The 24,976-nt window shown below is 48.5% G+C and carries 39 protein-coding genes; 27 read left to right on the forward strand and 12 right to left on the reverse strand.

The features are described from left to right. Positions 1-9 precede the first annotated feature (9 nt). Positions 10-174, reverse strand: a complete 165-nt coding sequence (locus NDA02_RS16890; RefSeq protein WP_348255395.1) for a hypothetical protein — start codon at positions 172-174, stop codon at positions 10-12. Between the two features lie 167 nt (positions 175-341). Here NDA02_RS16890 and NDA02_RS16895 point away from each other — a divergent pair, with 167 nt between their 5' ends. Further along, a complete protein-coding gene (locus tag NDA02_RS16895; RefSeq protein WP_348255397.1) occupies positions 342-473 on the forward strand; it encodes a hypothetical protein in 132 nt (43 codons plus the stop codon). An 80-nt stretch (positions 474-553) separates the two neighbouring features. Here NDA02_RS16895 and NDA02_RS16900 read toward each other — a convergent pair whose 3' ends face one another. The 6 genes from NDA02_RS16900 to NDA02_RS16925 form a co-directional block, all read right to left on the reverse strand. Continuing rightward, the gene (locus NDA02_RS16900; protein WP_348255399.1) at positions 554-898 is read right to left on the reverse strand and encodes a ssl1498 family light-harvesting-like protein; all 345 of its coding nucleotides are present in this window, start codon (positions 896-898) and stop codon (positions 554-556) included. 489 nt (positions 899-1,387) lie between these two features. Then, on the reverse strand, positions 1,388-1,720 hold the full coding sequence (locus NDA02_RS16905; protein WP_348255401.1) for a hypothetical protein: 333 nt from the start codon (positions 1,718-1,720) through the stop codon (positions 1,388-1,390). 187 nt (positions 1,721-1,907) lie between these two features. Then, the gene (locus NDA02_RS16910) at positions 1,908-2,447 is read right to left on the reverse strand and encodes a thermonuclease family protein (protein ID WP_348255402.1); all 540 of its coding nucleotides are present in this window, start codon (positions 2,445-2,447) and stop codon (positions 1,908-1,910) included. Positions 2,448-2,479: 32 nt separating this feature from the next. After that, a complete protein-coding gene (locus NDA02_RS16915; protein WP_348255404.1) occupies positions 2,480-3,055 on the reverse strand; it encodes a hypothetical protein in 576 nt (191 codons plus the stop codon). Between the two features lie 71 nt (positions 3,056-3,126). Beyond that, complete coding sequence (locus tag NDA02_RS16920) at positions 3,127-3,678, reverse strand: Uma2 family endonuclease (protein WP_348255406.1); 552 nt, start codon at positions 3,676-3,678, stop codon at positions 3,127-3,129. 26 nt (positions 3,679-3,704) lie between these two features. Further along, the gene (locus NDA02_RS16925) at positions 3,705-3,899 is read right to left on the reverse strand and encodes a hypothetical protein (RefSeq protein ID WP_348255408.1); all 195 of its coding nucleotides are present in this window, start codon (positions 3,897-3,899) and stop codon (positions 3,705-3,707) included. A 133-nt stretch (positions 3,900-4,032) separates the two neighbouring features. On the opposite strand from NDA02_RS16925, the gene NDA02_RS16930 reads away from it, so the two are divergent. The 6 genes from NDA02_RS16930 to NDA02_RS16955 all read left to right on the forward strand — a co-directional run bounded on the left by NDA02_RS16930 (position 4,033) and on the right by NDA02_RS16955 (position 7,115). Next, positions 4,033-4,656 carry a hypothetical protein gene (locus NDA02_RS16930; protein ID WP_348255410.1) on the forward strand — a complete coding sequence of 208 codons (624 nt, stop codon included), beginning with the start codon at positions 4,033-4,035 and terminating at the stop codon, positions 4,654-4,656. A 110-nt stretch (positions 4,657-4,766) separates the two neighbouring features. Next, on the forward strand, positions 4,767-5,162 hold the full coding sequence (locus tag NDA02_RS16935; protein ID WP_348255411.1) for a hypothetical protein: 396 nt from the start codon (positions 4,767-4,769) through the stop codon (positions 5,160-5,162). Positions 5,163-5,170: 8 nt separating this feature from the next. Beyond that, on the forward strand, positions 5,171-5,527 hold the full coding sequence (locus NDA02_RS16940; RefSeq protein ID WP_348255412.1) for a hypothetical protein: 357 nt from the start codon (positions 5,171-5,173) through the stop codon (positions 5,525-5,527). Next, entirely contained in the window at positions 5,511-5,903 is a 393-nt protein-coding gene (locus NDA02_RS16945) for a hypothetical protein (RefSeq protein ID WP_348255414.1), read from the forward strand. The genes NDA02_RS16940 and NDA02_RS16945 overlap by 17 nt, the downstream gene beginning before the upstream one ends. Then, positions 5,872-6,210, forward strand: coding sequence for an acyl carrier protein (locus NDA02_RS16950; RefSeq protein WP_348248371.1), 339 nt, complete (start codon positions 5,872-5,874; stop codon positions 6,208-6,210). Before NDA02_RS16945 ends, NDA02_RS16950 begins: the two co-directional genes overlap by 32 nt. A gap of 323 nt (positions 6,211-6,533) precedes the next feature. Further along, a complete protein-coding gene (locus NDA02_RS16955) occupies positions 6,534-7,115 on the forward strand; it encodes an RICIN domain-containing protein (RefSeq protein ID WP_348255416.1) in 582 nt (193 codons plus the stop codon). A 30-nt stretch (positions 7,116-7,145) separates the two neighbouring features. Here NDA02_RS16955 and NDA02_RS16960 read toward each other — a convergent pair whose 3' ends face one another. Next, complete coding sequence (locus tag NDA02_RS16960; RefSeq protein ID WP_348255418.1) at positions 7,146-7,514, reverse strand: hypothetical protein; 369 nt, start codon at positions 7,512-7,514, stop codon at positions 7,146-7,148. Positions 7,515-8,564: 1,050 nt separating this feature from the next. Between NDA02_RS16960 and NDA02_RS16965 the strand changes: the two genes are divergently transcribed. Next, the gene (locus NDA02_RS16965; RefSeq protein WP_348255420.1) at positions 8,565-12,620 is read left to right on the forward strand and encodes a zinc-ribbon domain-containing protein; all 4,056 of its coding nucleotides are present in this window, start codon (positions 8,565-8,567) and stop codon (positions 12,618-12,620) included. Positions 12,621-13,075: 455 nt separating this feature from the next. Here NDA02_RS16965 and NDA02_RS16970 read toward each other — a convergent pair whose 3' ends face one another. Both NDA02_RS16970 and NDA02_RS16975 read right to left on the reverse strand, forming a co-directional pair. After that, positions 13,076-13,372 carry a tyrosine-type recombinase/integrase gene (locus NDA02_RS16970; protein ID WP_348255422.1) on the reverse strand — a complete coding sequence of 99 codons (297 nt, stop codon included), beginning with the start codon at positions 13,370-13,372 and terminating at the stop codon, positions 13,076-13,078. Then, a complete protein-coding gene (locus tag NDA02_RS16975) occupies positions 13,373-13,960 on the reverse strand; it encodes a GIY-YIG nuclease family protein (protein ID WP_348255424.1) in 588 nt (195 codons plus the stop codon). 67 nt (positions 13,961-14,027) lie between these two features. Here NDA02_RS16975 and NDA02_RS16980 point away from each other — a divergent pair, with 67 nt between their 5' ends. From NDA02_RS16980 to NDA02_RS16990, 3 genes are all read left to right on the forward strand, one after another. After that, positions 14,028-14,150 carry a hypothetical protein gene (locus NDA02_RS16980; RefSeq protein WP_348247001.1) on the forward strand — a complete coding sequence of 41 codons (123 nt, stop codon included), beginning with the start codon at positions 14,028-14,030 and terminating at the stop codon, positions 14,148-14,150. 124 nt (positions 14,151-14,274) lie between these two features. Continuing rightward, positions 14,275-14,574, forward strand: a complete 300-nt coding sequence (locus NDA02_RS16985; protein WP_348255425.1) for a hypothetical protein — start codon at positions 14,275-14,277, stop codon at positions 14,572-14,574. Positions 14,575-15,190: 616 nt separating this feature from the next. After that, positions 15,191-15,952 carry a lipase family protein gene (locus tag NDA02_RS16990; protein ID WP_348255427.1) on the forward strand — a complete coding sequence of 254 codons (762 nt, stop codon included), beginning with the start codon at positions 15,191-15,193 and terminating at the stop codon, positions 15,950-15,952. A 530-nt stretch (positions 15,953-16,482) separates the two neighbouring features. Here NDA02_RS16990 and NDA02_RS16995 read toward each other — a convergent pair. Then, positions 16,483-16,716: a hypothetical protein gene (locus NDA02_RS16995; RefSeq protein WP_348255428.1), complete on the reverse strand. Its 234-nt coding sequence runs from the start codon at positions 16,714-16,716 to the stop codon at positions 16,483-16,485. A gap of 102 nt (positions 16,717-16,818) precedes the next feature. Here NDA02_RS16995 and NDA02_RS17000 point away from each other — a divergent pair, with 102 nt between their 5' ends. The 16 genes from NDA02_RS17000 to NDA02_RS17075 all read left to right on the forward strand — a co-directional run bounded on the left by NDA02_RS17000 (position 16,819) and on the right by NDA02_RS17075 (position 23,861). Then, the gene (locus NDA02_RS17000) at positions 16,819-17,175 is read left to right on the forward strand and encodes a hypothetical protein (protein WP_348255429.1); all 357 of its coding nucleotides are present in this window, start codon (positions 16,819-16,821) and stop codon (positions 17,173-17,175) included. Then, positions 17,159-17,317: a hypothetical protein gene (locus tag NDA02_RS17005; RefSeq protein ID WP_348255431.1), complete on the forward strand. Its 159-nt coding sequence runs from the start codon at positions 17,159-17,161 to the stop codon at positions 17,315-17,317. Before NDA02_RS17000 ends, NDA02_RS17005 begins: the two co-directional genes overlap by 17 nt. A gap of 50 nt (positions 17,318-17,367) precedes the next feature. Continuing rightward, the gene (locus NDA02_RS17010) at positions 17,368-17,640 is read left to right on the forward strand and encodes a hypothetical protein (protein WP_348255432.1); all 273 of its coding nucleotides are present in this window, start codon (positions 17,368-17,370) and stop codon (positions 17,638-17,640) included. A 61-nt stretch (positions 17,641-17,701) separates the two neighbouring features. Continuing rightward, positions 17,702-18,247 (forward strand): hypothetical protein, encoded by a 546-nt coding sequence (locus NDA02_RS17015; protein WP_348255434.1) that lies wholly within the window; start codon positions 17,702-17,704, stop codon positions 18,245-18,247. 3 nt (positions 18,248-18,250) lie between these two features. Then, entirely contained in the window at positions 18,251-18,433 is a 183-nt protein-coding gene (locus NDA02_RS17020; RefSeq protein WP_348255436.1) for a hypothetical protein, read from the forward strand. Positions 18,434-18,495: 62 nt separating this feature from the next. After that, on the forward strand, positions 18,496-19,011 hold the full coding sequence (locus NDA02_RS17025; RefSeq protein WP_348255438.1) for an antirestriction protein ArdA: 516 nt from the start codon (positions 18,496-18,498) through the stop codon (positions 19,009-19,011). After that, entirely contained in the window at positions 18,995-19,447 is a 453-nt protein-coding gene (locus tag NDA02_RS17030) for a DUF1071 domain-containing protein (protein ID WP_348246989.1), read from the forward strand. The genes NDA02_RS17025 and NDA02_RS17030 overlap by 17 nt, the downstream gene beginning before the upstream one ends. Before the next feature lie 54 nt (positions 19,448-19,501). Beyond that, the gene (locus tag NDA02_RS17035) at positions 19,502-19,768 is read left to right on the forward strand and encodes a hypothetical protein (protein WP_348255440.1); all 267 of its coding nucleotides are present in this window, start codon (positions 19,502-19,504) and stop codon (positions 19,766-19,768) included. A 551-nt stretch (positions 19,769-20,319) separates the two neighbouring features. After that, positions 20,320-20,592, forward strand: a complete 273-nt coding sequence (locus NDA02_RS17040) for a hypothetical protein (protein ID WP_348255441.1) — start codon at positions 20,320-20,322, stop codon at positions 20,590-20,592. A 73-nt stretch (positions 20,593-20,665) separates the two neighbouring features. Further along, positions 20,666-21,091 (forward strand): helix-turn-helix domain-containing protein, encoded by a 426-nt coding sequence (locus tag NDA02_RS17045; RefSeq protein WP_348255443.1) that lies wholly within the window; start codon positions 20,666-20,668, stop codon positions 21,089-21,091. Next, entirely contained in the window at positions 21,088-21,900 is an 813-nt protein-coding gene (locus NDA02_RS17050; RefSeq protein ID WP_348255445.1) for a hypothetical protein, read from the forward strand. Before NDA02_RS17045 ends, NDA02_RS17050 begins: the two co-directional genes overlap by 4 nt. Beyond that, the gene (locus tag NDA02_RS17055) at positions 21,887-22,033 is read left to right on the forward strand and encodes a hypothetical protein (protein WP_348255447.1); all 147 of its coding nucleotides are present in this window, start codon (positions 21,887-21,889) and stop codon (positions 22,031-22,033) included. The genes NDA02_RS17050 and NDA02_RS17055 overlap by 14 nt, the downstream gene beginning before the upstream one ends. 14 nt (positions 22,034-22,047) lie before the next feature. Beyond that, a complete protein-coding gene (locus NDA02_RS17060) occupies positions 22,048-22,755 on the forward strand; it encodes a hypothetical protein (RefSeq protein WP_348255448.1) in 708 nt (235 codons plus the stop codon). Further along, positions 22,752-23,243 carry an ASCH domain-containing protein gene (locus tag NDA02_RS17065; protein WP_348255450.1) on the forward strand — a complete coding sequence of 164 codons (492 nt, stop codon included), beginning with the start codon at positions 22,752-22,754 and terminating at the stop codon, positions 23,241-23,243. Before NDA02_RS17060 ends, NDA02_RS17065 begins: the two co-directional genes overlap by 4 nt. Further along, entirely contained in the window at positions 23,240-23,509 is a 270-nt protein-coding gene (locus tag NDA02_RS17070; RefSeq protein ID WP_348255451.1) for a hypothetical protein, read from the forward strand. The genes NDA02_RS17065 and NDA02_RS17070 overlap by 4 nt, the downstream gene beginning before the upstream one ends. Beyond that, a complete protein-coding gene (locus NDA02_RS17075; protein WP_348255453.1) occupies positions 23,502-23,861 on the forward strand; it encodes a helix-turn-helix domain-containing protein in 360 nt (119 codons plus the stop codon). Before NDA02_RS17070 ends, NDA02_RS17075 begins: the two co-directional genes overlap by 8 nt. A 3-nt stretch (positions 23,862-23,864) precedes the next feature. On the opposite strand, the gene NDA02_RS17080 is transcribed toward NDA02_RS17075, so the two are convergent. Then, positions 23,865-24,965, reverse strand: coding sequence for a tyrosine-type recombinase/integrase (locus tag NDA02_RS17080; RefSeq protein ID WP_348255455.1), 1,101 nt, complete (start codon positions 24,963-24,965; stop codon positions 23,865-23,867). Positions 24,966-24,976: the final 11 nt, after the last annotated feature.

Genomic DNA, 24,976 nt, shown 5'->3' on the forward strand with positions numbered 1-24,976 from the left:
GGCGCAAGCCTAAAGGCAAACACAGATTACCACTTCGCCTACTTCCAAACGCCCCTCGCCGAGAATTGCTACCAGTCTGCTCGGCTTAAGATGATGGCTTGCCTGCGTCACTTCCTTCCATCTGACGCGCACATTGCCCGCCATAATCAAATTCGCCACTTTACCGAGCGACACACTTAAGGATCCTTACAAATTTAAATTGCATTGTCAAACCTCGTAAGCCTTGTATAGCAGGCAAAGTATTTCAGAAGTCGCTCAAGTTATTTTTGTAAGACTCCTTACAGAACGTTCTCCCGCAAAGGCAGTGCTTGTTCCGACACGATCGGGTGGGGTTAGAGGGCGTGTATACTCACTCATTCCGGTGGACGTACATTACGAAGCTGCGGGATAAGGGGTATTTGCCTGCTCAGATTCAGAAGCGGACAGGGCATCGGCGGCGGGAGAATTTGATGCACTATTTCGATCGGGTTTAACTGCTGCTTGAACGACAAAAAACCTCAGTGCCGAACTGAGGCTGATAAATCGGAGAAATCCAAACGAGATGAAACTTTGATTAGCTCACTGCAAAGGCAGCCAAGAGGGTAAGCGTCACGAAGAGAACCGCGATTGCCCCTTGCAGCGCATATTGACGAGCCTGCTCTGGAGAGGGGAAGCCTGCATAGTAGAGGGTGGGTTCAACGGCGTAGTTGTTGGCTAATCCTTCTTGATCGACCGTTGCCCCATTGAGTGGAGAACGACGGAGAAAGTTGCGTCCTTCGCGATGCATCCGGGAACGAACTTCAGCAGGGGTCAATTCGGTTCCATTGCTTACCCCTGACTTGAGGGTCAGACCTTGGTTTGTTCCTAGTTCGCGAGCGATGGAGACGAAATCAAGGGCGGAGTCAGCGGTGTAAGTCATGGCGACCTCTCTGTAAACTTGTGTAACAAAAATATAACACTTTGTTAAAAATATTTGCAAATACATTTTGCTTATGGTAATCATTCTGCCCTAGCAAGGAGAACTGTCCGATCGCACTATCTACAGGAGAGAGGGGCGGTTGGAGTCGGTTGAGATAGAAGCTGCTCATTCGTTCCTCTCCTACAGCCATCCCGCTTCTACTTAGATCGAATCCCAGAAGGAACGCTTGTGGCATCCAGCAGTATGATGAGCAGTGCCGGATGTATTCGACTGGCTAAGGACGCAAACGATCGCCTCGATCGAATCATGAATAAGCTGATGGATGAGGCTTGAGTCGAGCTAGGAACACCGAGAACTGGAGACAAGTTCTGCACTTTACTCTCGTTCTCCAACCTGCGAGGGTAAAGGTAGCATTGCTGTCCCTGGTCGATCGCTTGTATAAGTTCAGATCGCCTTCAGACGGTGAAGGGGTTCAAATCCCTGTAAGATTTAAGCTCGCAGGCAGTCTATTGCTTTCTCAACACGTTGCAGTGTTTTCTCAAGATGTTGAACTAACTTTTGGTTTACTTTCTTTACAACTGTAAACTCAACTGCTTTTCCAATATCGCTTTGAGCCATTGAAGTCGTGGACGCTTGGTTAGCACGAACTGCTTTACGCTTGCATTCCTGGATCTCAGTCTCTAGCTCTACACGGAGGGCACGAAGCTCTTGAACTGCAAATGTGGGATGAGGGGATGAGGGTTTTGGCTCGTCGTTAAGATCCTCGTCCAGAAGTTCTCGTTCCAGCTTCTTCAGTTCCTCGTCAATATCCCTGTGTATCATGCCTTACTCCGATCGTTACTGATGGTTAGTTATTGCTGCATCTTGCTATTCCATCAGGAATGGAGTGCAACAGATTTCTAATCAGGCACACACTGCATAACATTGCTTTCAGCAGAAGTCGCAGTAATCACTTTGAAACCGGACTTATGGCAATCGCGATCGACGGTTAGGAAAGGGGGCAATCGCCTCACTGCCGCTGCTTTTTGCGATATTCCCAGGGCTTGAGGACATCTGGGTATTTCCAGATTCCCTGCCTTGACTGCTGTGCTGCCGTTTCTGCTTGCTCCATTTGAGCTTTGTGAGGGCAGTTAGAAGCATATTGCCTATACAGATAGGCATTGCCGCTCTTGATCTGCTCGACGTTTAGAACAGTTCCGCTCAGGCTGAAAACCTCTGCGACTTCTCGACCATAGCGATCGACATCCACAACGGTTAGCCTGACTTGATTGCTGGACTGATTAACAAGCGATCGCAGGTTGTTTCGGCTTGCCTCTCCAAGCTGCTGTTTAAGTTCGGGCGCATCAATGCCACAGAGTCGGATTCGTTCTTCTTTCCCATTCAGAAGTACGCGCATTGTGTCTCCATCATGAACATTCACGACTTGAGCAACTTCGCCTTGAGATGTGGTGGACTGAACAGGAAATGAGTTTGTTTGATTGCTGTGAGATTGGCAGCCCAACAGTGCAATCACCATGAGCAGCAGGCAAGAGAATTTGAAGTTCTTCATAGACTGTTTGTTTTAGTGATTGGGGCTATCTTCTAAAACTCTAAGCCATCGCCTTCCCCAGCCTGAATTTTAGTAATCCTCCATGCAATCTCCGCCCCATTCCGCCCAGCACGACTAAAGCTAAACCCATACCGCTCGAACGACTTCCCCGGCAGCGACCTTAACCCCAGCAGCGAAGCCAATTGACTCGACGACAGCAGCCACCCGTGATGAGCCGCTTCCTCGATCGCTCTTAGATTAGCCAACGGATCACTCATTTGCTGGTTTGCCAACTTCTCAGCCAGAGCATCAATGATCAGCAGCAGTGGTGCAGAATCACTCAGGGCTAACTGTCTGGTCTGTTCGTCGGACTGTCCTACAGTCTGTCCGGTCTGTTCGTCCGATAGTCCGGCTGACACTAGAAACTCGGCTGTACTGCCGCCCTTCTGAATGTGATCATGTAGGCGATCGAGTAAGTTCAGTTGCTTACTGTTGACATAGGATTTATTACCGCGCTGCTCAGGCTTAATCTTCAGAGCATTAATGCGTGTGTAGAGAACGGAGCGGGAGATGCCATAGCGATCGGGCAACTGGGAAACAGGAAGTTCATCTACGGTGGTTTTGGTCATTGTCCTGTCTTCTATCGGACTGTCTGTAGGACAGTGTAGGACAATGCAGGGAAAGGCGATCGCCTCTGTATTTAGCGTTTCATTAACCGAGCTACCTGAAGGGTGATGTTTGAGAACATCAAAGGGGAGATTGTGCCTGAAGTAAGCGTATTGCGCTGCTGGTACTCACCAAGGTCAGGAGAGCGAAAGACAATCAATCGCTGGTTTTTGAGATCCACTACCCAATAGTCCTCAATCCCTGCTCTGGCATAGATTTTGCTCTTGATCTCCAGGTCTTTGGTCAGGCTGGAGTCAGCATATTCAATCAGCAGAAAAACGTTCTCAGGGTAGGGATGGTGGTCAAGGTAAACGTCATCTAGTGGCTCAACAATCGCGATGTCTGGTTCTGGCTCTGACGCATCGGGTAAGGTAATCGGTTTGGCTTCTCTGACTTGTGCCCGTCCTACAAGAGCAGTTCTGAGATCGTTTGCCAGACGATCACTAAAGTACGAATGCGGTATGCCTTCTGGCGACATCTCGACAATGACTCCATCTAACAATTCAACATGACGATCCGCCAGGATACCCGCAGCAATCATCTGGTGATAGTCATCCAATGTCCATCGGCAGGGGGTGAGAGTCATGCGGCTTGCTCCGGGTGTTCTGGAGATTAGTTCTCAGTCGAGTCTGTGGGCAAATAGCCTCTCGCTTTCAGAGCTTCTTCTATTAACAATGCTGCCATCTGCGATCGAGAACGTCGCTCATCGCCTGCTGCTTTGTCCAGAGCTGCATTTACTTCGTCCGCCACATACACCGTGACTTGAGGCTTCTTCGTTGCCATTCCGCCATTTGCTGACATCGCCATTGATCCTACTCCTTTGCAATTTGTTTCAATGCAGCTTCCCATAAAGTCACCTACGGTGCTTGACTCTACATCATAGTGCATTACCATTAGTGCAGAACTTACAGAATTTCTGGAATTTCCAGAAGGAGCAATCATGGCACAAATCAAGCCAATCAAGAGTTCTGACGCTCTAACGCCGATCGCTGACTTTGCGAATGCCTGGGGAGTCAACGAGAAAACGGTTCAGAACTGGGCAGAGTTCGTCTATCAGGCGTTTGAAATTGTCCTTCCCTCAAGTGGTCCCTTCTTAGACTGGCAGATTGAGCTGCTTTCGCTTTGCGCCAGGCACATCTCAACCAAAGCAAGTCTCTACCACGCCGAAACAGGTGAACGGCGACGGCTCAAGGGATCTGAATTTGTGGAGAAAATTCGCGCCATGCGGAAAGCTGGAGCATTCAAAGAGCTTCAGAAATTCCAGAGTTTCCAGAATTCCCCGTCTCTCGCCCCTGCCGAAGAACTGGAGGATGAGTTGCTGGCAGAAGTCGGCGCACTGACCCGCGAAGGGGATGAACGGATTGCCAAGCTCAAGCACGCGATCGAACGCAAAGAAGATCAGCAGGTGAGCGAGATTCTGAACTTTGTAGACGACTCTGACCACCGGATGCTGAGCAAACTTACCAGCGGACTCCATGCCCGTAAAGCCCTGCGATCGGCTGATGATGATGCTTCACCCTGCATTGATGACGCAATCGAGGCAGCTTACGAACGAATCGACTGAATTTCTAGAACTTCCAGAATTTCACTTACTTGTTTTCTTTCACAGTTGCCCAGAGGGGACAGCTTGAGACCCTTCCCCCCTGGCGACTCCCAACAGGAGCTATTTCAAGCATGACGTACAAAGCTTTCATTCTGCTAGCGGTACGAGCTTTGCTCGTGAGCGGAGCTACCGTCTCGCTGGCTGTTTTTCTCATTCCCAAAACTGCAAAAGCGCAATGGTGGAACCCCTTCCCGCAGGAGCAGCAGGCATCAACCCCTTACCAATCCTTTCGCGGCGGCATTGATCGCGAGAGCTTTAGCTATATCCATCAGCTCGGCGGAGGGCAGGACGATAACGGCTACTATCAGCAACCTGTGTCAGCAGAGCAAGCCTGGGGCAGCGGTGTCCCTGACGGAGTGCATGGCTATCGGGCAAAGTGGGACGACCAGATTCACATCTTGTATGAGGTGCAAAACGGTCAGATTGTCCGCCAGGACTACTTCTTTAATCGCCCAGTACAGCAGTAGGAGGAGCCATGCAACCTTTAAGCATTGCCCTCACGTCACTGATCATTCTCATTCCCGCAGCGGCTCAGGCTCAACAATGGCAGACGCCCTGGCACCAACAGCAGCAGTATCCCGGCGAGCATTGGCAATCACTTCCCCCGCGTCCGCCTGTCAGCAGAGAGCATCTAAACCAACTGAATCAGCTTGGAGGTGGACAAGACCAATACGGCACATATAACCAGCCTGTACCTGTTCGCAGCGTTTTCGACGGTGATATCCCTGATGGAAGCTATCGATTTCCAATGCAGTGGGACCCAGACCGCAGCATCCTCCTCCAGATTCAAGACGGACAGATTAGGAGACAGGATTATGTTTTACCGCGTTAATGCCTTACTCATTGCTGGCGCGATCGTCTCCTGCCAGGTCATCACGACCACGACAACAGCAGCTCAGGCTCAAACGGCAGCGGCAGCGGCTTGTGCGGCGAATCCTTACTGCATTGGTACAGTTGTAGTGGGAGGAATCCTTTATCTCGTTCTATCCAACGGTACACAGATTCCGTATAGCGGCACAGGTGGCTATCTCGAAGACCCTGAAGGCAGCAGCGAGGATTGGTCTGATTATGTTTGGGCAGATAGCCTAGAACAGGCACAGGTACAATGCCAGCAATACGCGATCAATGCAGGCGCAGTTTTAGTTCAAGTTGTCCAAAGAGGAAACGGAAAACGCTATGAATGCAAATTCAGAACTTACCGCTCATGACTTTGAAATGCCAAGCCTCCCACCGCAGCGAGGCGAAGTTTGGCTCAGCGTCGAACTGTCTGCGATTCACGATCGCCCGATCGCCAATGTAATGAAGTCGCTGATTGAAGCAGGCTATCAGCCCCAATTGCGCTACCGTCAGTTACCCGATCGCCTCGCTGTGTTCGCCTTGCTGAAGCATGAACAGCATGAATCGCTGCCGGAAGGCTATCTGGAAGATGAGCTAGAGACACTGGCAGAGCTTGTTCCACCGGAGGCAATTAGTTCACCTCGGAACTATGGAAAACGTCCGGTTACGATGGTTTAAGCCTCTCCAGTAAGAACTTCAATCCCTCCCTATGAGTCCGTTCAGCGTGTCTGGGCGGATTTTTTGTTTGGGAGCGATTGTTGCCTATTGGAATCTCTAACACAGATCATTCCTATCCTCTAACGGTTCCTCTAACGACTGTGAGGAGATTGCAGAATTCAGCCTGAGTAGGGTGGGAGTTGAATCAGTCTCCTGCTGTAGTTTGACATCTGCTGCGTAGGTGAAGCCTGGCAACAGCGATCGCCTAAAAGTTCTCCTTCAGAAGATGCAACAGCCTCAACTTCGCTGGAACTGAGAACCAACTAGAACAGAGGATATTTGTAATGAAAGGCTTTGCAAAAGCTGTGTCTGGTTCACTGGTTGTTGGTCTAAGCTTGACTGCTCTAGCAGTTCTTAATCAACCGAGTGAAGCCCAGATTACCAGTGGACAATTTTTGAACAATACACTGTCTGGTAAATGTATTGACGTTGCAGGTGGACCAGGGGGATCGAATGGATCTCCGCTGCAACTGTGGGACTGTGAACTTTCTGGGGTCAACCCTGACAATGGTTCACCAACAGACCAACAGTGGGTTTTAACTCGCGGTGGTTTTATCCAAAATACTTTGTCCGGCAAGTGCATTGATGTCGGGGGCGCACCAGGGCGGTCGAATGGGGCACGTCTGATACTTTGGGATTGTGAGTTCTCTGGACGGAATGCTGACAATGGCTCTGTAACCGACCAGCAATGGACTATTACGAGCAACGGTTTTATTCGCAATGCTCTATCTGGGAAGTGCATCGATGTTGCAGGCGCACCAGGGCGATCAAATGGAGCACCTCTGCAATTGTGGGACTGCGAACTATCCGGTCGCAATCTAGATAATGGATCTACGACTGATCAAGGTTGGAGCTTTACAAATTAAGCCTTTTCGTTGAGCAGGGGTGATGATCGCCTATACAGAGTCATCTATCCATCCACAATTCCGGCAATCCCAATGAACCTGAGCTGGCTGTAGTGGGGCGATCGGCATCTCGCATGCAGGACATCGCCCCGTAAAAAGAGGATGGGTATCCAGTAGCTCCATCTGCTCTACCGAAGTGCGTTGCTTGGGCTGCAAAATTAACTCTCCGTTGTAATACGCTGCCCCTTCTGGTTGCCACTGTTCTTCAGGTTCAGGGAGTTGGGCGATCGCCACAAAATCGAGACAGTCCTCTGATTCCACCCCAGTTGGATGAATGGTACAGCGTAGATGCGGGTTATGAGTGTAGAACTGGCAGAACTGGCATTGGGGCAGGTAGTGGGGGTCTGGTGAGCTGGACATAGGCTCTCAAGGGTAGGGCATTTGTAGTGTTCCCTGTCCTAATAGCTGGAAGACTGTTTCGCCCTTCTTGTCAGTATGGATCAGCAAATCCCCCTTGGTAAAGTAAGGCGATCGCAAAACTACACATCTTTTTTGGCTTGTGGTAGAGTAAACTCCTTTTGAAACTGTGCCGGGAAATTCATCCTTCAACTTCAAACATAATTACTTTGCCTTAAATTCTGTGGAAAGCTAAGCAAGCTGCCACTAAGCCTAATTATCAAGAAGCTGGTGATAAAGGCCATTATCCACGACTAGTCTACAGTCCCATCAGTTAAGTGTTAGAGAAACTCAAAGCCAGAAAGGCCCCGTGATGAGTCAGTACATTGGGCAATGACCAGAAGGAATTCAGAAGCGGTTACAGAAAAATGAAGCGATTCCCCTTCTCCTAATTGCCTGATAACGATCTGCCAGTTGAACCCGCCGCCCCGAACGATTAGATCTCTAGCGGGAACAGGATGCCCCAAGAAGCGAAAGCTGGCAGCCGAAAGGCAAGCGGAATCCATAACGCGGTAGATAGGGCGAATGCCTAACCCGAAAGGGTGCAGACGTGGGACAGGTGATAGCTTGAGTGCAGGTGAGATGAAACTTAACTGATTGGGAAAAGTTAGGTGTAAGCTTCGGCTTGCAAACGTAACCGTCAGGACAGTCCGCAAGGACTGTTAAGAATCGGAGACACTGAATTTCAAGACATTGCTTGAGCCGTATACAGTGAAAGTTGTACGTACGGTTCTAAGGGGAGGGAGGGGGATATATCTAAAACCTTCTCCTTTACCCGACTGCTGGTTTATTTGTAGGGTGATAGCCTCAGCGTTGTCTGTTGGAAGCAGTATCAAGCTACTCCAATGCTGTTTTCAAGATAGGCTCTCACGGGCATTAGCCAGGAATGTAAATTTGTTTGCTCGAATTGCCTGAAAGCATTAAAGTTTAGTGAATTCTGAGTAGTAGAAGGGCAGACTGATGTGTGAAGCCTAAAATCAATACATAAGCACCTCTAATTGTTCAGATTAAGCTATGGATAATGCACACAAGATCCAAGAAGCTACAAAAGGATTTGGTAAGAACCAGACGCTTATTCTTAAATCACTATATTTATCCTCTTTACAAATAGAGCAATTTAGCTCTGTTAAAAGCACAGTATTTAATCTCCAGGATAGAGGTCTTGTCGAAATAAAGGACGCTCAAGTCTCTTTAACAGAATTAGGTCAGGCTGTTTGCGAGCTTTGGCAAAAACAAAATGATGGAAAAGTAGAGATTTTGTTTGAAGTAGATCAAGAAGTGAAAGATGACGCACCGAAGGTAAGAAAACTAAGGCAAGAAAATCTTGAGAAGAGCAATCAGTTTTTAGAGCTTTATAAACAAGGACTCAACAGACAACAAATAGGAGATAAATACGGCATTAGTAGAGAGAGAGTAAGACAAATTCTCAATTCTAATCCTGCATTTCATGAGTATTTGAAAGAGCAGGAGAAAGTAGAAGCGGTGCTTGATCGAGAAAAGGAAGAACGTGCCAAACAAGAACTTTATTCAAGAAGCTTAGCCGCCCTTTATCCAGAACGAATTGCAGAATTATGGGATTACGAGAGAAATGGGGATCTCAATCCTGGAGAAGTTTCTGCTGGGAGTGCCACACAGTTTTTCTGGCTTAAATGTCCTATTGATGGTCATTCTTGGAAGAAGAAGCCAAATGATATTACAAACAGTTGGGACAGGTACGGTACAAGTGGATGCCCAGTGTGTGCAGGGAAGAAGAAAAAGGCTAAAAAGCAACCTACTCTTACAGAAATCTATCCAGATCTTATCGAGCAATATTGGGATTACGGAAAGAATCAAAAACTTAATTTAGATCCGGATAAATTATCTCTTGGAAGTAATATAAAAGCCTGGTTTAAGTGTCCTCATGATGGCAATGAATGGCAGTCAATCATTGCCTCAACAATCAATCAGCAGTGGTCAAAGGGCAATGCTGGCTGTCGGGTTTGCAATGGGACTGCTGAACGTAGGCGTAGTGAGTGGCAACGTAGAGAACCTATAGCGGTTGAATTTCCTGAAGAGGTTGCTAAGTATTGGTTCTACGAAGCAAATAGCGAACTGAAGCTTGATCCAACGAAATTGACTATTGGATCGAGTAAAGAAGCCTTCTTCAAGTGCCCTATTGATGGTTATGAGTGGGTCGCGCCTATTACTTCAATTGCTAGATCAGCTTGGAAAAAAGGTAATAGCGGTTGTCCAGCTTGCAGAGGTTTAGTCGCTACTGAAACTACATCTTTGGTCGGACTTTACCCTAACTATGTAGCTCAGTATTGGGATTATGGCAAAAATACTAGTCTTGGCTTAAATCCTAGCAAGCTAACTAGAGGTTCAAACCAAGACGCTTGGTTTAAATGTCCTATTGATGGATATGAATGGAAAACTAAAATAACTAGTATTACTAGAAGTTCTTGGAGTCGGGGCAATAGTGGATGTGCGCGTTGTGGTTCGGGTTGGACTCTAGAGGCTATTCGTCAGTTTGTTGCTAGTTTAGAAGTCCATGTTCCAAACCTAACTCAGGCTGAATTATATAAAATATTTGAACAGTCGGGTGTTTTAGATACACAAAATACTGAAGGACTTAGAATTGTTAAAAACATTATAAAGGGTAAGCTGACAGGACAAAAGCTTCGAGATGTAATTCAAGGTAGGGAAGCCAAAATATCTGAGACTGAAGTTAATTCAGTTGATGTTCTTAAAGCTGATACAGAACTACAGATTGTCGATACTATTCCATCACTGAGCATATCTGAGGCATCTGAAACCTTTGAAACAACTGGTACTTCTCAAGAGCAACTTAACGAGTCTAATGAGTTGCCTAAAATAAAGATTCGGAAAAGTTTGGAATTTTTGAGCAGCGAAATTGTTGCTTCGGCTGATCAAGAAGCGATTGACTTCTTTATTGCTTCTAGACGCAATCGAATTTGGGCAGAAGTTTTTGAAGATGAATCTGCCGTTGAAGCGATTGAAACCTTTATGGATGAAGGCTATGGTCGTCAAGTGAGAGATCAATTTCTTGACGAATACAGCCAAGCACGAGATATGACAATTCCGTCAGGCTGGGCATTCCGAGTTGATGGCAAAGTCACACCTCCAAACTTAATGCAAAAATTGGCTGCGGTGAATTTACGTAACCAGCAGCGAATGTTAAACCTTTCGTTGACGGGAACAGGTAAGACGATTGGTGGCATTCTTAGTAGTCGCATCATTGATGCTCATCTCACAATCATCATCTGTCCATTAGATACAGTGCCAAATTGGCATGGAGAAATCAAACATGTTTTCCCGGATAGCCAAGTTACAATCAAAAACTTTAATCCTTACTGGACCAATATTAAGGAGGGGCATCATTACATCCTCTTAAATCACGAGATGTTCCAACAACCCTCAACGCCTGCTCACATTAGGCAACTGTTAGAGCGATATCAAATTGACTTCATCATTGTGGATGAGATTCATCGTTGCAAACAACGTGGTGACGATCCATCCAAACGGCGGCAGATGGTTCTTGCCTTGATTACCAACGCAGCAGAGAAGAATCCTAATCTTCATGTGCTTGGCATGAGTGCAACTCCCGTTATTAACAACCTAAAAGAAGGGAAAAGCTTGGTTGAATTGGTAACAGGTGTAGAACGCCCTGACTTAAATGAGAAAGCTACTCTTAATAACTGTATGCGACTACATCAGGCGTTTGTAACTCTGGGCATTCGTTCTAGAGTCAAACCCAAAATCAAAATCAATAAAGTTAGACTTCCAATTGACTGTACCCATTTAGTTGATAAAATTCGCGAAGAAGGCACGTCTATCTTGAAGATGGAGCAGATCCTTACCTGTGCTAGAATTCCAGCCATTCTCAAAGAACTCCGTCCCAAAACTATTGTTTACACCCACTATGTTGAGGGCATCGTCGATCAGCTAAAAGAGGCAATCGAGGCAGACGGATGGACTGTTGGTTTTCATATGGGAGGCGATAAAAGTGGTCGTAACAATTTTATTGACGGCTCCATTGACGTTTTAATTGCCAGTAGTGCTATGGCTACTGGTGTTGATGGCTTTCAACGAGTTTGCGATCGTCTCATCCTCAATATTCCACCTTGGACAAGCGCTGAACTAGAGCAACTGGAAGGAAGATTGAATCGGCAGGGACAAGTCCACGATACCCTCACAATCCTAATGCCTGTAACGTATGGCTTGGATGATGGAGAACATTGGAGTTGGGATGAGGGGCGTTTAGCTAGGCTACAAAACAAACAGACAGTTGCCGACGCTGCGGTTGATGGTGTAATGCCTGAAGGTCAGCTACGTACTGAATCTCAAGCATTCCGAGATCTGCGGAAGTGGCTAGAACGATTGAAAATAGGTGAACGGAAGTCAATTATTCGTCCTAGAATTTTTGTTCCACTTCCAGATGCTGATCCTATAGATCGCCAACGACGTAATGTTCAATACGGCGACTTCAGCCGTATGAATGCCCGTTGGAATAGCAGTTATAGTCATACTACCTACGAACGTTTACAAGGCAATCCAGAAGAGTGGATGCAATATCATACGCTTTATCAAGAGGCTCGAAAGACCTGGGCAGTTATTCCTTACGAGGAGGCTATCAAGTGGCTTCAGAAGCGATCTGATCTAGTTGTGGCAGATTTTGGCTGTGGGGAAGCGCTGATAGCTAAAGCTCTTATCGGTAAGCATACAGTTCATAGCTTTGATTTCATCGCACTCAATAACTCAGTCATCGAGTGCGATGTGGCTCGTGTGCCTTTAGAAGATAACTGTCTGGATGTTGCCATGTTTAATCTGTCACTGATGGGTTTGAATACCGCTGATTACATTCGAGAAGCAGCCCGTACACTTAAACTCGATGGGCAACTCTGGATTTACGAGGTAACATCCCACATTAAAGATCTTCAAGGATTTATTAGAGGACTTAAACTAGCAGGTTTTAGAATAATTGAAAATACTGAAGTATGGAAATTCCAGTATATTCGAGCAATCAAGTCAGAGGAGGTTGATCTTTCTCAGATTAAGGTGCAACTATAGCGCTTCTAGCAGGCTAACAAGCCTGCTGGAGCGGACTATTGGAGATATTGGTCGTGTTGCAAAGGCTACTTGCAGCCGTTCAGCAGGAGAGTTCTGCAACGTGTTATTAGCAGGAGTTTTTGCGATCGCGGTAGGAAATTTCAGTATCTGTCTTCGACAAAGTGACGATTTACGGTGTGACAGTGGACAGTGTCTCAGAAACGACCAATTGCTTACATCTGACCGCCTCCCGATAAAACCAAGCTCATCAGCCAGGATTCCTGTAAATCATCTCATCTGTTAATCAAAGCCTCACTTCTCCTACTTATCGACGAGTTATTTTACAGCTTGCCCTCCCCCTGATCGTTAAATTGCTTGAGAGGCAAGGCTAATCACTCCAGAAATCTTTGAACCGTCCTGGAGTTAATTCGGTATATCGGACTGTATGCTGAATGTTCCGATCGTCCCAAGTAGCCTTAAATAGCTCGCCTGTCCTGCCCATTGGATGCCAGATAGTACCCGGTTGCATGGCGCAGCATGTGCGGGTGAACCGAAAATGGCAGTCCAGCTAACTCTCCTGCTCTAGCAATGATCGCTCGTGCTGTCCGATCGCTTATCGGACCCTTACGCTCCGATTGGAACAGGTAGGGCGAATCCGAATACTCTCGCTTCAACTGGCGCAGTGCGCGTAACTCGGCTCCTTGCAGCGGATGCGTTGCTGGAGGGCCTCGCTTCTTTCGATTCACATGCAGCGTTCCCTGTTTGAGATTCACCTACCCCTGCTTCGGTGGAACAAACGGCGTACCCCAGAACACCCAGTTCTCTTTGTTAAAGGGCGATCGCCACTTATAAATCAAATCGGATTCAACCTGCTGCCGGGGACGAGTCGCAGCGGGTGCTTGTGACCAAAAGGCAATGCCGATCGCAGTCTTGATCTTGTGCAAAGAGTTAGCAGAGCAGTAGTGGTCTAAATACCATTTGCATCCATGCTCGCCCTTCCAACGCTGCCCAGACTTAACGGTTTCACCCACGTACAGCAGGATAGGCAGCTCGTAGTCAATCACAAAATACAGGGCAGCCGTTCCTTGGTCGCTGTTCTTCCACCGCCAGAACTCAATGTTTTGCTGCCGCATGGTGAAAGGGTCAAGGCGATCGGCTACTGGCAGTTCAATCGGCTCACCAAACAGATTAACCTCAGCCTGGGGCGGAGTGACGCGAACCTGGGTCTGATACTCGTAGATGCGCTGCTTCCATTCATTTAGGGCGATCGCACTAATCCTCAAAGGTTTAGGCTGTCTGACAAAGCGGCTGGTGGAACTATCCATTGCTTCAAACAATGACATTTGTTCTGCTTCGCTCATAACTTGCCTCCACCACCTTTTGCTGAGTCAGGATATCACGGGTAGAAGCGATTGATGGCAGGAAGGGATGACTGGATATGAAATTGTATTAGCAAAAGAAGGCATGACTGCTCAGAATGCTTATCCTCCTGGTTTAACCTGCCTACGAACAAATAGCGGCGATCGCACCACGCAGGGTTTTCTAGTGTAGCTACGGGGTCAAGGGCACAGCTCTTGCTGACCTCTCAGATGTTGCGACATTTTCAGAAGCTGAGTGGCTCAGAAACACTTGACTCCCTTCGCTTTCATTTAGGGTTGTTACGTGGTGCTTTGTTATGCAGCGTTCTGTTCCTTTTGCTTTTGTTTCTGCTTTGGCTGCTGAGTTTGGCGCAGTCGAGTGCTTCTGGCGGGAGTCTGACCGCTCTTTCACAGGTTTTGTGGCTGAGGTGTGGTTTGAGTCGCAGCCGCGCGAGTTTTGTGTCCGGTGGGCGCAGGTTGTCGGTTACTCAGTGTTAGTTCGCTGTGTGTCTTCTGGTCCGGCTCGGTTTGCTGCCTCTGTGCCTTGTGTTGTGCCTGTGGGTCAGTTTTGCTTGGGTGTGCCGTCTCGCGGCTCTAGGCTGCGGTTAGTTCACTAGCGGTTCCTTGGTCTGTTGTGGCTGGGGCCTCGGCTCCAGCTTTTTTGCTGTAAAGCGTGTTCTCCTAAGACATTCGGGCGATCGTTCAGTGTAATGAATTGTTTGATGAGGGGCAAAAACGATCGCCTGACTAATGGCTCTTTTGCCCATCTCATTAGCCGAACTGAAGTCAGACACATTGCAGATTGAATGATTGCCCCTGAAGCAGATATTGAAAAGCGGATTCGTCCGGCGTTGCCCAACTCAGTCTTTTAACAGGCACAGGCTTTCGCCCATGCATTAGTTATAGAGCAATTAGCTTCTATTAATATCACTGCATGTTTAATTTACAAAAAATTAAGCTTATCCGAGCGTAAAAATTTCTCACTTTAGCTCTATCCTATTTGCGATCGTACCCATTGGGGTTATGACGGTGAAAATGCTAATTGAGAAACAACTTCTATACAAAGCTTAAAAGGCTACGATGCTTGCACTAAGCGGGTTCGATATAAGCTATTGCCCTATCTCTGTCAAGTTAGATCGGAGAAGGTAAGGTTAATATACGGATTTCCGGAAATCGGCTGGTCTTTATCGTAATCAACACTGACAAACCGCTGAATCACCGCAGAGGGTTATTATGCCAATCGATTATTCAAAAGCTGTAAAATATGCCATCTTCTGCCAAAAGGTTTATGAAAACTTTCAAGGCATCCGCTTCGATGGCATCACAGTAGAACCAATCCTGATCGATCACCCGAAGACGGATACTCAGTGCGCGATTCTTACAGAAGGAACGGTAGCTACCATTGTATTTCGAGGCAGTCAATCATCCGAGGACTGGGAAACGGATTTCAATACTAGATTAGAGCGTGCCCAGTTTGACCAAAACGTAATTCGTGAGTTGATTGTTCAACCCCAGGGAAAAACCTATCCCTACAGTGGTCCCAGTGCTTCCAGAGCACTCATGCACAGCGGGTTTATCGCTGCTTATTTTTCAGTACGAGATCGAATTCACGACTATATCAACAAGAGCACGGTATCTAGTGTGGTTGCAACGGGACATAGTTTAGGAGGCGCACTGGCAACCTTGTGTGCTGTCGATATTCAGTACAATTTCTCCGATAAGGTCACTATCGAAGCCTACACCTATGGCGCACCTAAAGTGGGGAATGACGGATTCCGAGATTCCTATAACCGCCGAGTTCCCGATAGCTATCGGATTGTTAACGGCATGGATCTTGTACCAGAATTACCGCGACCGTGGCAGGGCTATCGGGCTGTAGACAAAGAGGTCCGAATTGGGCAACGGTTTAGCCTCAACTTCATTAGTCAACGATTCAAGGATCACGCGATCGATCGCTATATCGATAATCTCAGACAGTTCGCCGCCAAAGGTTAGCCTAGCAATGACTGGGCGGTTCCTTATGCTCGCTGCACCTTGGTTTTATAGAAAGGCTTGTATCATCACGACAAGCAATCCAAACTTTTTTAGTAAACCGCCTCCAATTCATAAGGGGGCATTTTTATTGGCTTAAGGCGATCGCCCCACCAGCAAACTCACCTTGTCAGAAGTGCCAGGAGAGCCGTAGAGATATTGTCCTGAATCAGAGTGACTGCGATCGAAGTCTAGCTTCTCTCCCAAGACTCCATAATCCTTACAGCCAATAGATTACCAGATACCAGTTTCATTGAGGTCGGCTTCGCTTCTGCGTTATTGCCGCCCCTTCGGGAGGTTGCTTGTGAAGTGTTGTTCAGCTTACCCGCTTATTCTGCGGCACGCTGCGCTGGCTTTAAATGCAATTAAATCCTCGCCACAGCACCCGCCCCACTCCCCCACCCACCGCCCCCGAACCAGTAGACATAGGCTATTGGTCAGCCGTGTAGTCCCTTGGGGTTGCCCCGCCGAGCGGGGCAGGTGGCAGAGCCGCCCTAGTTCTTACCACAGTGGCACGTCAGTCTTTCCGCCAGCTTACGGTGCTGTTCAGTCTCACACAACCACACGTCCGAGCAATACCAGCGATCACGGGTGAATCTAAACCTCACATTCACCCCATATCTCAGCAGCCATTGTTGGGCGATCGAAGCATCGCAGGAGCGACGCAGGCAGAGCTGGCACAGTAGTTCGCCCTGGATCTCGCGTGTGTAAAATCGGCGGCTGGTCATCGTTTCACCCCTCAACTTCCTTCTTAAATTATAGTACATTTGACTTGTATTTTACAGTGCTGTAGCACTATAATTAGTTCAGATGAACTCAAGGTTTTAAGCATGATTCGGTCTAAAGTTGCAGTGCTAAAAGACGGGTATTCAATGCTGAATATCCATCCTCGTTTGTCTGTTTGTTATCGGGCATTGAAGAAACCGGGCAAAGGTGGGCGGAAAGACAAAATCCAGTGTGCCTACTTTGGTTTCGAGTCTGAGGAGATAGCAGCGGCTTGGTTATCTCGCATTCGGCGGAAGTACAACACCTACGACATCCGAGCAACGGTGCGAGAAGGCGATCGCCTCACTAGTTGCGCGTATGAAGTGAAGGTATGGGAGTTTGATGCGCTCCTTCATCTCGTTCTCAATTGCGCTCATCAATTGCAGCAGCAGGAGGTAGAGCCAGATGCAGCAGCAGCCTAGTGAAGAAAACCGCCTAATCCTGCGAATGTTACAGCCGCCCCCACCGCTCGATCATTCGGCAGCCCAAACAGCCCACCGTAAGATTCAACGCTACAGACGCGACCAGGAACGCAAGAAAAAAGCCCCTAGATACAACGCCTAATATTCCAGCGTTCTCCAGAAGCTCAAAACAACTATTTTCAATTACTCATCATGACACCATTCGATTCATTCCAGCACGAGCAAGAACGCACAGAGCAGCAGCAAAAGGCAACAGCAGAAGCTTACCTAGATGGAGCCAGCAATGCAGCACTAGGATACAGCCCAGCAAAGAAAGACGATGATGTGTACCTTGCAGGCTACCTAGAGCGATTGAAGGAACTGATTAAGACCAGTCCTGGAACACTGCAAATTAAATGGATTTTGCCTCAAACAAACCGCTTTAACTACCACGATTGCGACTGGGCAGAGGCAGGCGAATTCTAGAACCGATGCACTTAACCGGGAGTAGTGCCCCGGACAAACGACAAATCAATCAGTCATAGCGATGACGCAGTTTCTAGAGCAGATTTACCAGGAATTCAAGCAAAGCAACAGACATTTACTGGCAAAAGCTGTGAGGAGTTTTAGAAGCTCGGTTGATCTCAAGGTTTGTACAGGACAAGAGGCGATCGCCTTTAGAAACCTGATGCAAGAAAACCTTAGCGCGACAGATCCAGAAGCAGTCTACTGGCTGAGCAGCATTAACGAGATTGTCCAGCAAGTTTGCCAGCAGCACATTGAGAAACGCCCCACAACGCCTTATCTCATCAACCGCCCAGGACGGGCAGAGGTCACGCACTGGAACAAACGCAGATGGAATGATGCCCCCGCACCTATCCGCCGAACTGTTGAGAGCTATATGCAAGCAGGTTGGGATCTCGTTGCTTATGACCACTGGAAAGTACATGGGGCACAGGTTGAGCTAAAAAAGTGCGACACCTTGACCAACACAGACGACTGCCGAGGCTGGCATCACTCCAAAACTCTGCTCATTGACAAGACCGGAAAGATTGTCAGCACCCGAAACGGCAAATCATCAATCACGGAATAAGCCATGAAAACCAAGCTTGAACGCATTAACGATCGCCTGGTTGAACTCCGCGACCAGGCATACGACGACGAACTAGCAGATGAGCTAGACAGCGCAAGTATCCATCTGGAAGCCGCAATTGATCGTCTGATTCAGCTTGAGGAAGAAGAGGAAGAAGAGGAAGAAGAGGACGAAGGCGACGAGTAGAACCAGCCGCACTTAACCGGAAGTAGTGCCCCGGACATCACTTCAGAGCAACAAGCAGATCGATGACACCAAGAATTTATTTCTGTGACCTTGCTGCCTACAACCGAGGCAAATTAAGAGGCGTTTGGATTGAATTGTTCGAGGGAATTCAGGCAGACGACATCCAGCTAGCGATCGACTATATGCTTCACCACTCACCTTACTGGGATGCTGAAGAGTGGCGGATTGATGACACTGAGAACTTTCCCAGCCTTTGCTGTTCTGACCTGGAGACGATCGCCCAAGCAGCCAACCTGATCCACCAGTACGGAGCTGCGGCGATCGAAGGGTACTTTGCTCATTTGGGCAGCGATGCAGACTTAGACCAATTTGAGGATTACTACATCGGAGCCTTTGACAGTGAGGAGGATTTTTGTCAGGAGCATTTGCACATTGCAGAAGCGGCTGAGGGAATCCAGGTATTTGACTGGGCAACACTCGACCAATACATCGATTGGGAAGCGATCGCCAACGATGCGTTCATCAACTCCTACTACTCGCACGAAGCAGGCGGCAAGGTTTATGTCTACATCCGATAAACCCACTATGCACGACCAGACGCAGAGCAAAGCTAGACATCAGCCCTTCAGACGACCGATCGCCGCCATCCTCAATGACCTTGCCAAACCCATTCCCCAACGATTTATCAGTAGGCTAGAGAAGAAGGACAGACGAAGCGGCAGAATCACCTACATTCCTTACATTCCCTGGTATCACGTCGCCCGATTGCTGGACTACTACGCGCCAGGGTGGGAAGGCAAGATCACCCACATCCAGACGACTGGCGATCGAATTGTACTGACTTATTCACTGATCATTCACGCGCAAGAGGGGGACTTTACCAGGACAGCCAGCGGACAGGAATTACTGGATTGTGGCAGCTATGGCGATCCTTCTAGTAATGCAGAATCAATGGCATTCAGACGAGCCGCCGCCAAATTTGGTTTAGGTTTAGACCTTTACGATAAAGACTAACTGACCGACAACCTACCGCCCCATAGGCTATTCTTTATAGTGCAAAGAGACGGTATGTATCAGCTGATGGGACGGAAGGAAGTTTACGAGGCGAGGATGCAGGAGCTAGGCTGGACACCCTATCGACTCGCTCAAGAAATTATTCGTATTCGCCAGGAGCGAGGCGAGGAACCTCCTACTGTACAGGGCTTAGAATCCTCCCTCAGAAAAGCCTTGAAAGAACCAGAGTCTAAGAGCCAGCAGACCAACGACGACATTGTTAAAGCCCTTGGCGGAGAAAGCATTATCCGTTGGATTTCCCATCAGGACGTGAAGCTCTAGAAATACAGAGTTACGCCTTGAAGATTCAAATCAGCGGGAGATGCGAAGCAGTTCCCTCCTGGGGTAAGCGCCTACAGCCTTACACTTCAAGCTCCGTTATCCCCAGAACAACCTACAGGATTTTTCTCGTCCATTCCCATTTATCCGCCTCTACTCATTAAGCAGGAGGCTTAGGATCTGGCAGCGGCACGGATGAATCAAGAGGACGCAGCACTAGCAACAACATATATTTGCGTGCCTCCTCTGGCAACGCATCCAAAATTTTTTCAACTGAATCAATCCGCAAATTCTCGCCGTTCCGGAACTTACTGATCTGGGTCGGAGTTAAACCCGCTCTTACCGCCAAATCAGTTCCCTTGATGTCGAACCTAAACAAGGTCTCCCGGAATGCCTCACAGAACTTCATTGGAACAATTCTATTTTCAGCTAATTAATTACAGCTTAGGAGAATTCATCACAGGATCTTGAAATCTTGAATAATACGATCGTATAATTTCTAATAATTTCGTATTATCCCTTGCCTGATCGGGAATCATATATCAGGAAAATTCGTGACCCCTATGAGACTTTGTGCAGAAGATATCCGTTACGCACGCGCGATCGACCTTCAAGCAATTACTGGAATCGATGCCAGCAATTTCACAGCCTGGAGCAGCCGTCGCCATATTAGTGAGCGCAACTTGGGAGTTATCGCTGATGCTCTGGGCATCGAGAAAAGTGAAGTCCTGAGAGGATTTGAACTACGTCGCCAAGACACACGAATGGCGCGGGAGGTGGCAGAAAAGCTGGAGCGGTTACAGCAGCTTCAGACCCGCTCTGCCTGACTCCTAGATACACCCTGCTAAAGAAGCACCCCCTTCCAGTACGGATGGGGGCTAATCAACCAAAATCAATTCTATGACAAAAGAAAATAAACTAGAAGCGCATTGTTCAGAATGGCAAAAGCGCAAGCCTCGCTATGAGATGTTTTGCAAGACGTTGTATGAGGATTCCAGAAAGGGACTGCTCATCCCAGCAGGGTATCTGTACTACTTAATCCAACACGAACAAGTTTACCCCGGCAACAGCATCAAAAAGCTTGGTCAAAAAGTCGGGTCAAGCCGCTCTAGGTTCTACAGAGCGATGAAAGTTTTACATCAACAGGGTGCAATTGATGCAAGCCGATGGATTGACCTCGATCGTAGTGCATTAGAACAGCCTTTCTACCCAGAGCATCGCAAGCAGATTCATTTGTTCGGTGAGGCGAACCCACTCAAGCTAACTGCCATTCGTTCGACCTGCGCCGGACTAGGTGTTGTCGTGCCGGTGGAGGCGGAGCCATGAAGAAGCGGCGAGAACCCTGCTATGAGATGCGTTACGAGACACTCTACAGAGACTATAAAGCTGGATTCATCAGTGCAGCAGGCTATCTGTACTACTACATTAAGACACAGCGGCGTGACGGCTGGAAACTCAGAATCAAAAGCGTTAGCCAGTTCTGCAAGAAACTTCGGATAGGGCGATCGACCTTCTACAAAGCGAAAGCTGCCTTAATCGCCGGAGGCTGGCTGCAAGAAGAGATTATCGGTTCGCTTGATTTGTGGGTTCCAACTGATAAGGGTGTGACGGTCGAAGATGCACCTGTGCCAGTGTCTACGAATGGACGCACACTGTCTACGAATGGATGCACGTTGTCCACGATCGGAAACACACAGTCTACGAATGGACGCACAGACACCCCTCAAACGCAAACAGAGCAAGCATCCTGCAACTCTACAGATCTTTTCTCTGATCCTTTCTCTGATCTCTCACTCTCCCCGCCGCCCACCCCAGAGAGAGAGCTTTTGGATTTTGTGATCCGGAGGCTCAAAGGGACGGAATTAATTCGCAACGAGCGAGCCTACGCCCTCAAAGTGATCGAGCGGGATAGAGCGCATTGGGAAGAAGAATATCGGAAGCACCAGCAGCGCACGGCACAGACTGATCTTCCGCCGCCCGTTCCGCCGCCTGAAATTTTTGATGAACGAGAAAGCCTGATGGGTTTAATCAGGCACTACCAGGACCAGCAGAAGCCAGTCTCTGCTGCGGTAAAACAACGCGCCCAGGAATTAGGAATTCGCCTTACAGGAGCATCTACCGATGGAAATGATTAGCATCATCGCCGAGATACCAGCCCCTCTCTACAGGCTGCTACGCAGGGCACTAGACGAGAATCCAGAGCTGAACTACGATCGCCTGGTTTCTGAAGGCATCGCCCACTGTCTCAACCTAAATCAGCAAAATTAGGGAGAGCAGTACCAATGGAACTATTTGACACAAGCCAATATGTGACAGTCAAGCCTCCTGACCTGGAAGGATACGATCCGGACTGGGATAAACCTTCTCTTACAATCGTTATCCCCAGAACAGCCATACCCACGCCAGAGCCAGGAACTACGATCGCCACCCGCTCAGGATCAGCAGTAGTGACCCGGACGGAGGTTCTGGGGATAGAACCTGTGATCTGGGCGAACTATGGTGGAGCAGGGGTAGAGCAGCCCCATACGATTGAAGATTTATTGCCGTTTCAGGTTGGTGATGTGGTTCAGTATCACTCTGGCGGAACTACCCACCAGGGAACGATCGATCGCCTTCTGGGCAGCGGAGCCAGTATCGACGAGGGACATTCCTACAAAAGCTGGGTGGAGTTCAAGCACCTGAAGCTCGTCCAGCGATTATCCCCAGAACAACCGCAGCAGGGAGACGGGAAGCGAAAGCGGCGATACTCCCCTAAAGGGAAAGCCGTTGGTTGGATTGAGGAGCGAAAGGGGAATCTCAAGCGCAAGAATCCCTCAGTGTCCTATTACTACTGCTGGATGGACGACGGCAGGAAGCGATCCACTTACATTCCAGTCAGTCAAATTCACCGAATTCGAGCAATGGTGGACGATCGCTGTTCTGGGGATGACATTCTAGCAGCGATTACGAAGCAGCCCAAGCCTCACTGCACGGAGACTTCAAAGCCATGAAGATCATCACACTCCATCAACCCTGGGCTTCACTTATTGCGTTGGGGCTAAAGGGATACGAAACCCGGCACTGGTCAACGGATTATCGGGGAGAGCTACTGATCCATGCAGCCAAGACCAAAGCAACCGTTGAGACAATGGCTGTTTTTTGGAATGCACTGGTACTGGCAGGCGTTGATCGGAATCAGTTTCTCGCCTTTGATTCCTCTGACAAAGCAGGAAGGGACGTTCACCCCCTACACCCACAGCACACCTATGGGCAAATCATCGCAGCATCTAATCTGACAGGCTGCCTGAAGATGACCGATCGCTTGATTCAAGAACAGACCGAGCTAGAACGATCGGTTGGCTTCTGGGAAGTTGGACGCTTTGCCCTCCGGCTAGACGATGTTAGACCACTGCCCAGCCCAATTCCCTTCAAGTCTCGTCAAGGGAAGCTGCTGGACGCATCGGGGGAAATCATTGGACAGCTAGGGAGGACAGTATGAGTGACAAGGATGGATGGATCAAGCTATCGGCTAAAACAACCTGGGACCAGGAGCAGCCAGAGCAGCCGCCCACGTTAAAACTACGAGTTGAGTTGACGCAGTACACCTCCCGCTCTCAGATGGCAGACACGATGCGACGATTAGCGAACTGTCTAGACGAGGGACTGACCCATCCTTTGATATACCGACTGAAAATGCAACTTATCGCGGTAATTATGGAGCGCAGCACGGGAAGTTTTGCAACATCAGGAGGCGATCGTGATTGACCCATCCCCTAACCTCGCTGACGCTCTCCTCAAGCTTGCCGCTTCACAAGAGCGGATTGCAGATGTACTAGAACAGATTAATCAAAAACTTGATGTTGCACTGCCAGAAACTGGAAGTAAGCAGGATGCAGCCAATCTTTTGGGTATCTCTATCAGAACCCTCGATCGCCGTATGGCTCAGTTTCAGGAGGGCATCCACTACTGGGGGGAAGGCAGTAAGCTAATCTTTGACCTGGAGTTACTGCGCGATTGGCAGCGCAACCGTCACAATCCTGCAGCCCATCAACGAGCCATCGAGCTACGTCGCAAACAGCTTCTCAGCCAGCAAAAGCAGCAGCGCAAAAGCAGTTAGGCTCTACTCCCACAGTTCAGGCAGTTGAGCCTTGCCTGCTACTCCCAAATAATTTTGCATTAAAGTTTTTGGCGAATTGCCCACAATTTCTGCCACTTCTGCCGGGTTATGCCCCTCTGCAATAGCCCGACTAATAAACGAATGGCGAGAATTACGTGGCATTCGATATTCCACTCCAACCTGCTTCAAGATAGGCTTCCACGCTCGATTTCTGAAGTTGTGGTCATCGATTGCCCCTCCCCTGGGAGCTGGGAACACGTAATCTGTTAGCTCTACACCCTCCGGCTTCCGTTCCAGCAGCATTTGTTGAATCCGTGGAGAGAGTTTGAAAGCTCTGGATCGGTTCGTTTTCGTTGCCTTCTGCTTGCCCCGGCTCCAAGTTTCACCAATCCAGAGAGAGCTGCAATCCTCACTCAGATGCCCCCATTTCAAGCCTGCCGCCTCTCCAATCCGACAACCTAGCGCCAGTAAAAACTCTACAAAATCGGCATAGTAACTGTAGATAGGATCGCTTCTAAAACCCTCCAAAATTTTCTGGCACTCGGTCTTACTGAATGGGCGAGGTCGCTGCTTTGGTGGTACTTTCAGCTTTACGTCTAACCAGGGATTAACCTGTACCAATCGCCGCTTTTGTCCCCAGGTCCAGCAAGCTCGCAGCAGCCCTAGTCGCTCAGAAACCGTCACGGGCTGAATTGATTTGAGCAGCCGATCGCGAAACTGAAATGCCTGATCTTCGGTGATTTGATCAGCAAATTGGTTTCTAAAAAACTGCTTTAAGTACCCCACTAGCCCCACATACTTTGCTAGCGTTGCTGGGTCAATTTGCCGCCGCTTGTATTCAGTGAACTGCTCAAACAGCCCTACTGCGGTCACTCGTTCAGCCTGAGAAGGTTGCGATCGGTATTTGACAAGAGTTTCATCAAACTGCTCCAGTCGAATGTCTGACTGAATAATTTCCGCTTTGCGTTGAGCGATCGACCGATTCGTTGAGTCGTCCGGAAGTCCCAGTGCCAATGTGAACCGCTTGCCGCTCCAACTCCACCTGAGACGCAACCAGCCTTTGTCTGATTCAATTTTGACTGCGCCCTTTTTAGACCGCTCCATACCCAAACTGA

The sequence above is a fragment of the Leptolyngbya sp. ST-U4 genome (assembly GCF_039962215.1).
Classification (GTDB): Bacteria; Cyanobacteriota; Cyanobacteriia; order Elainellales; family Elainellaceae; genus Leptolyngbya_A.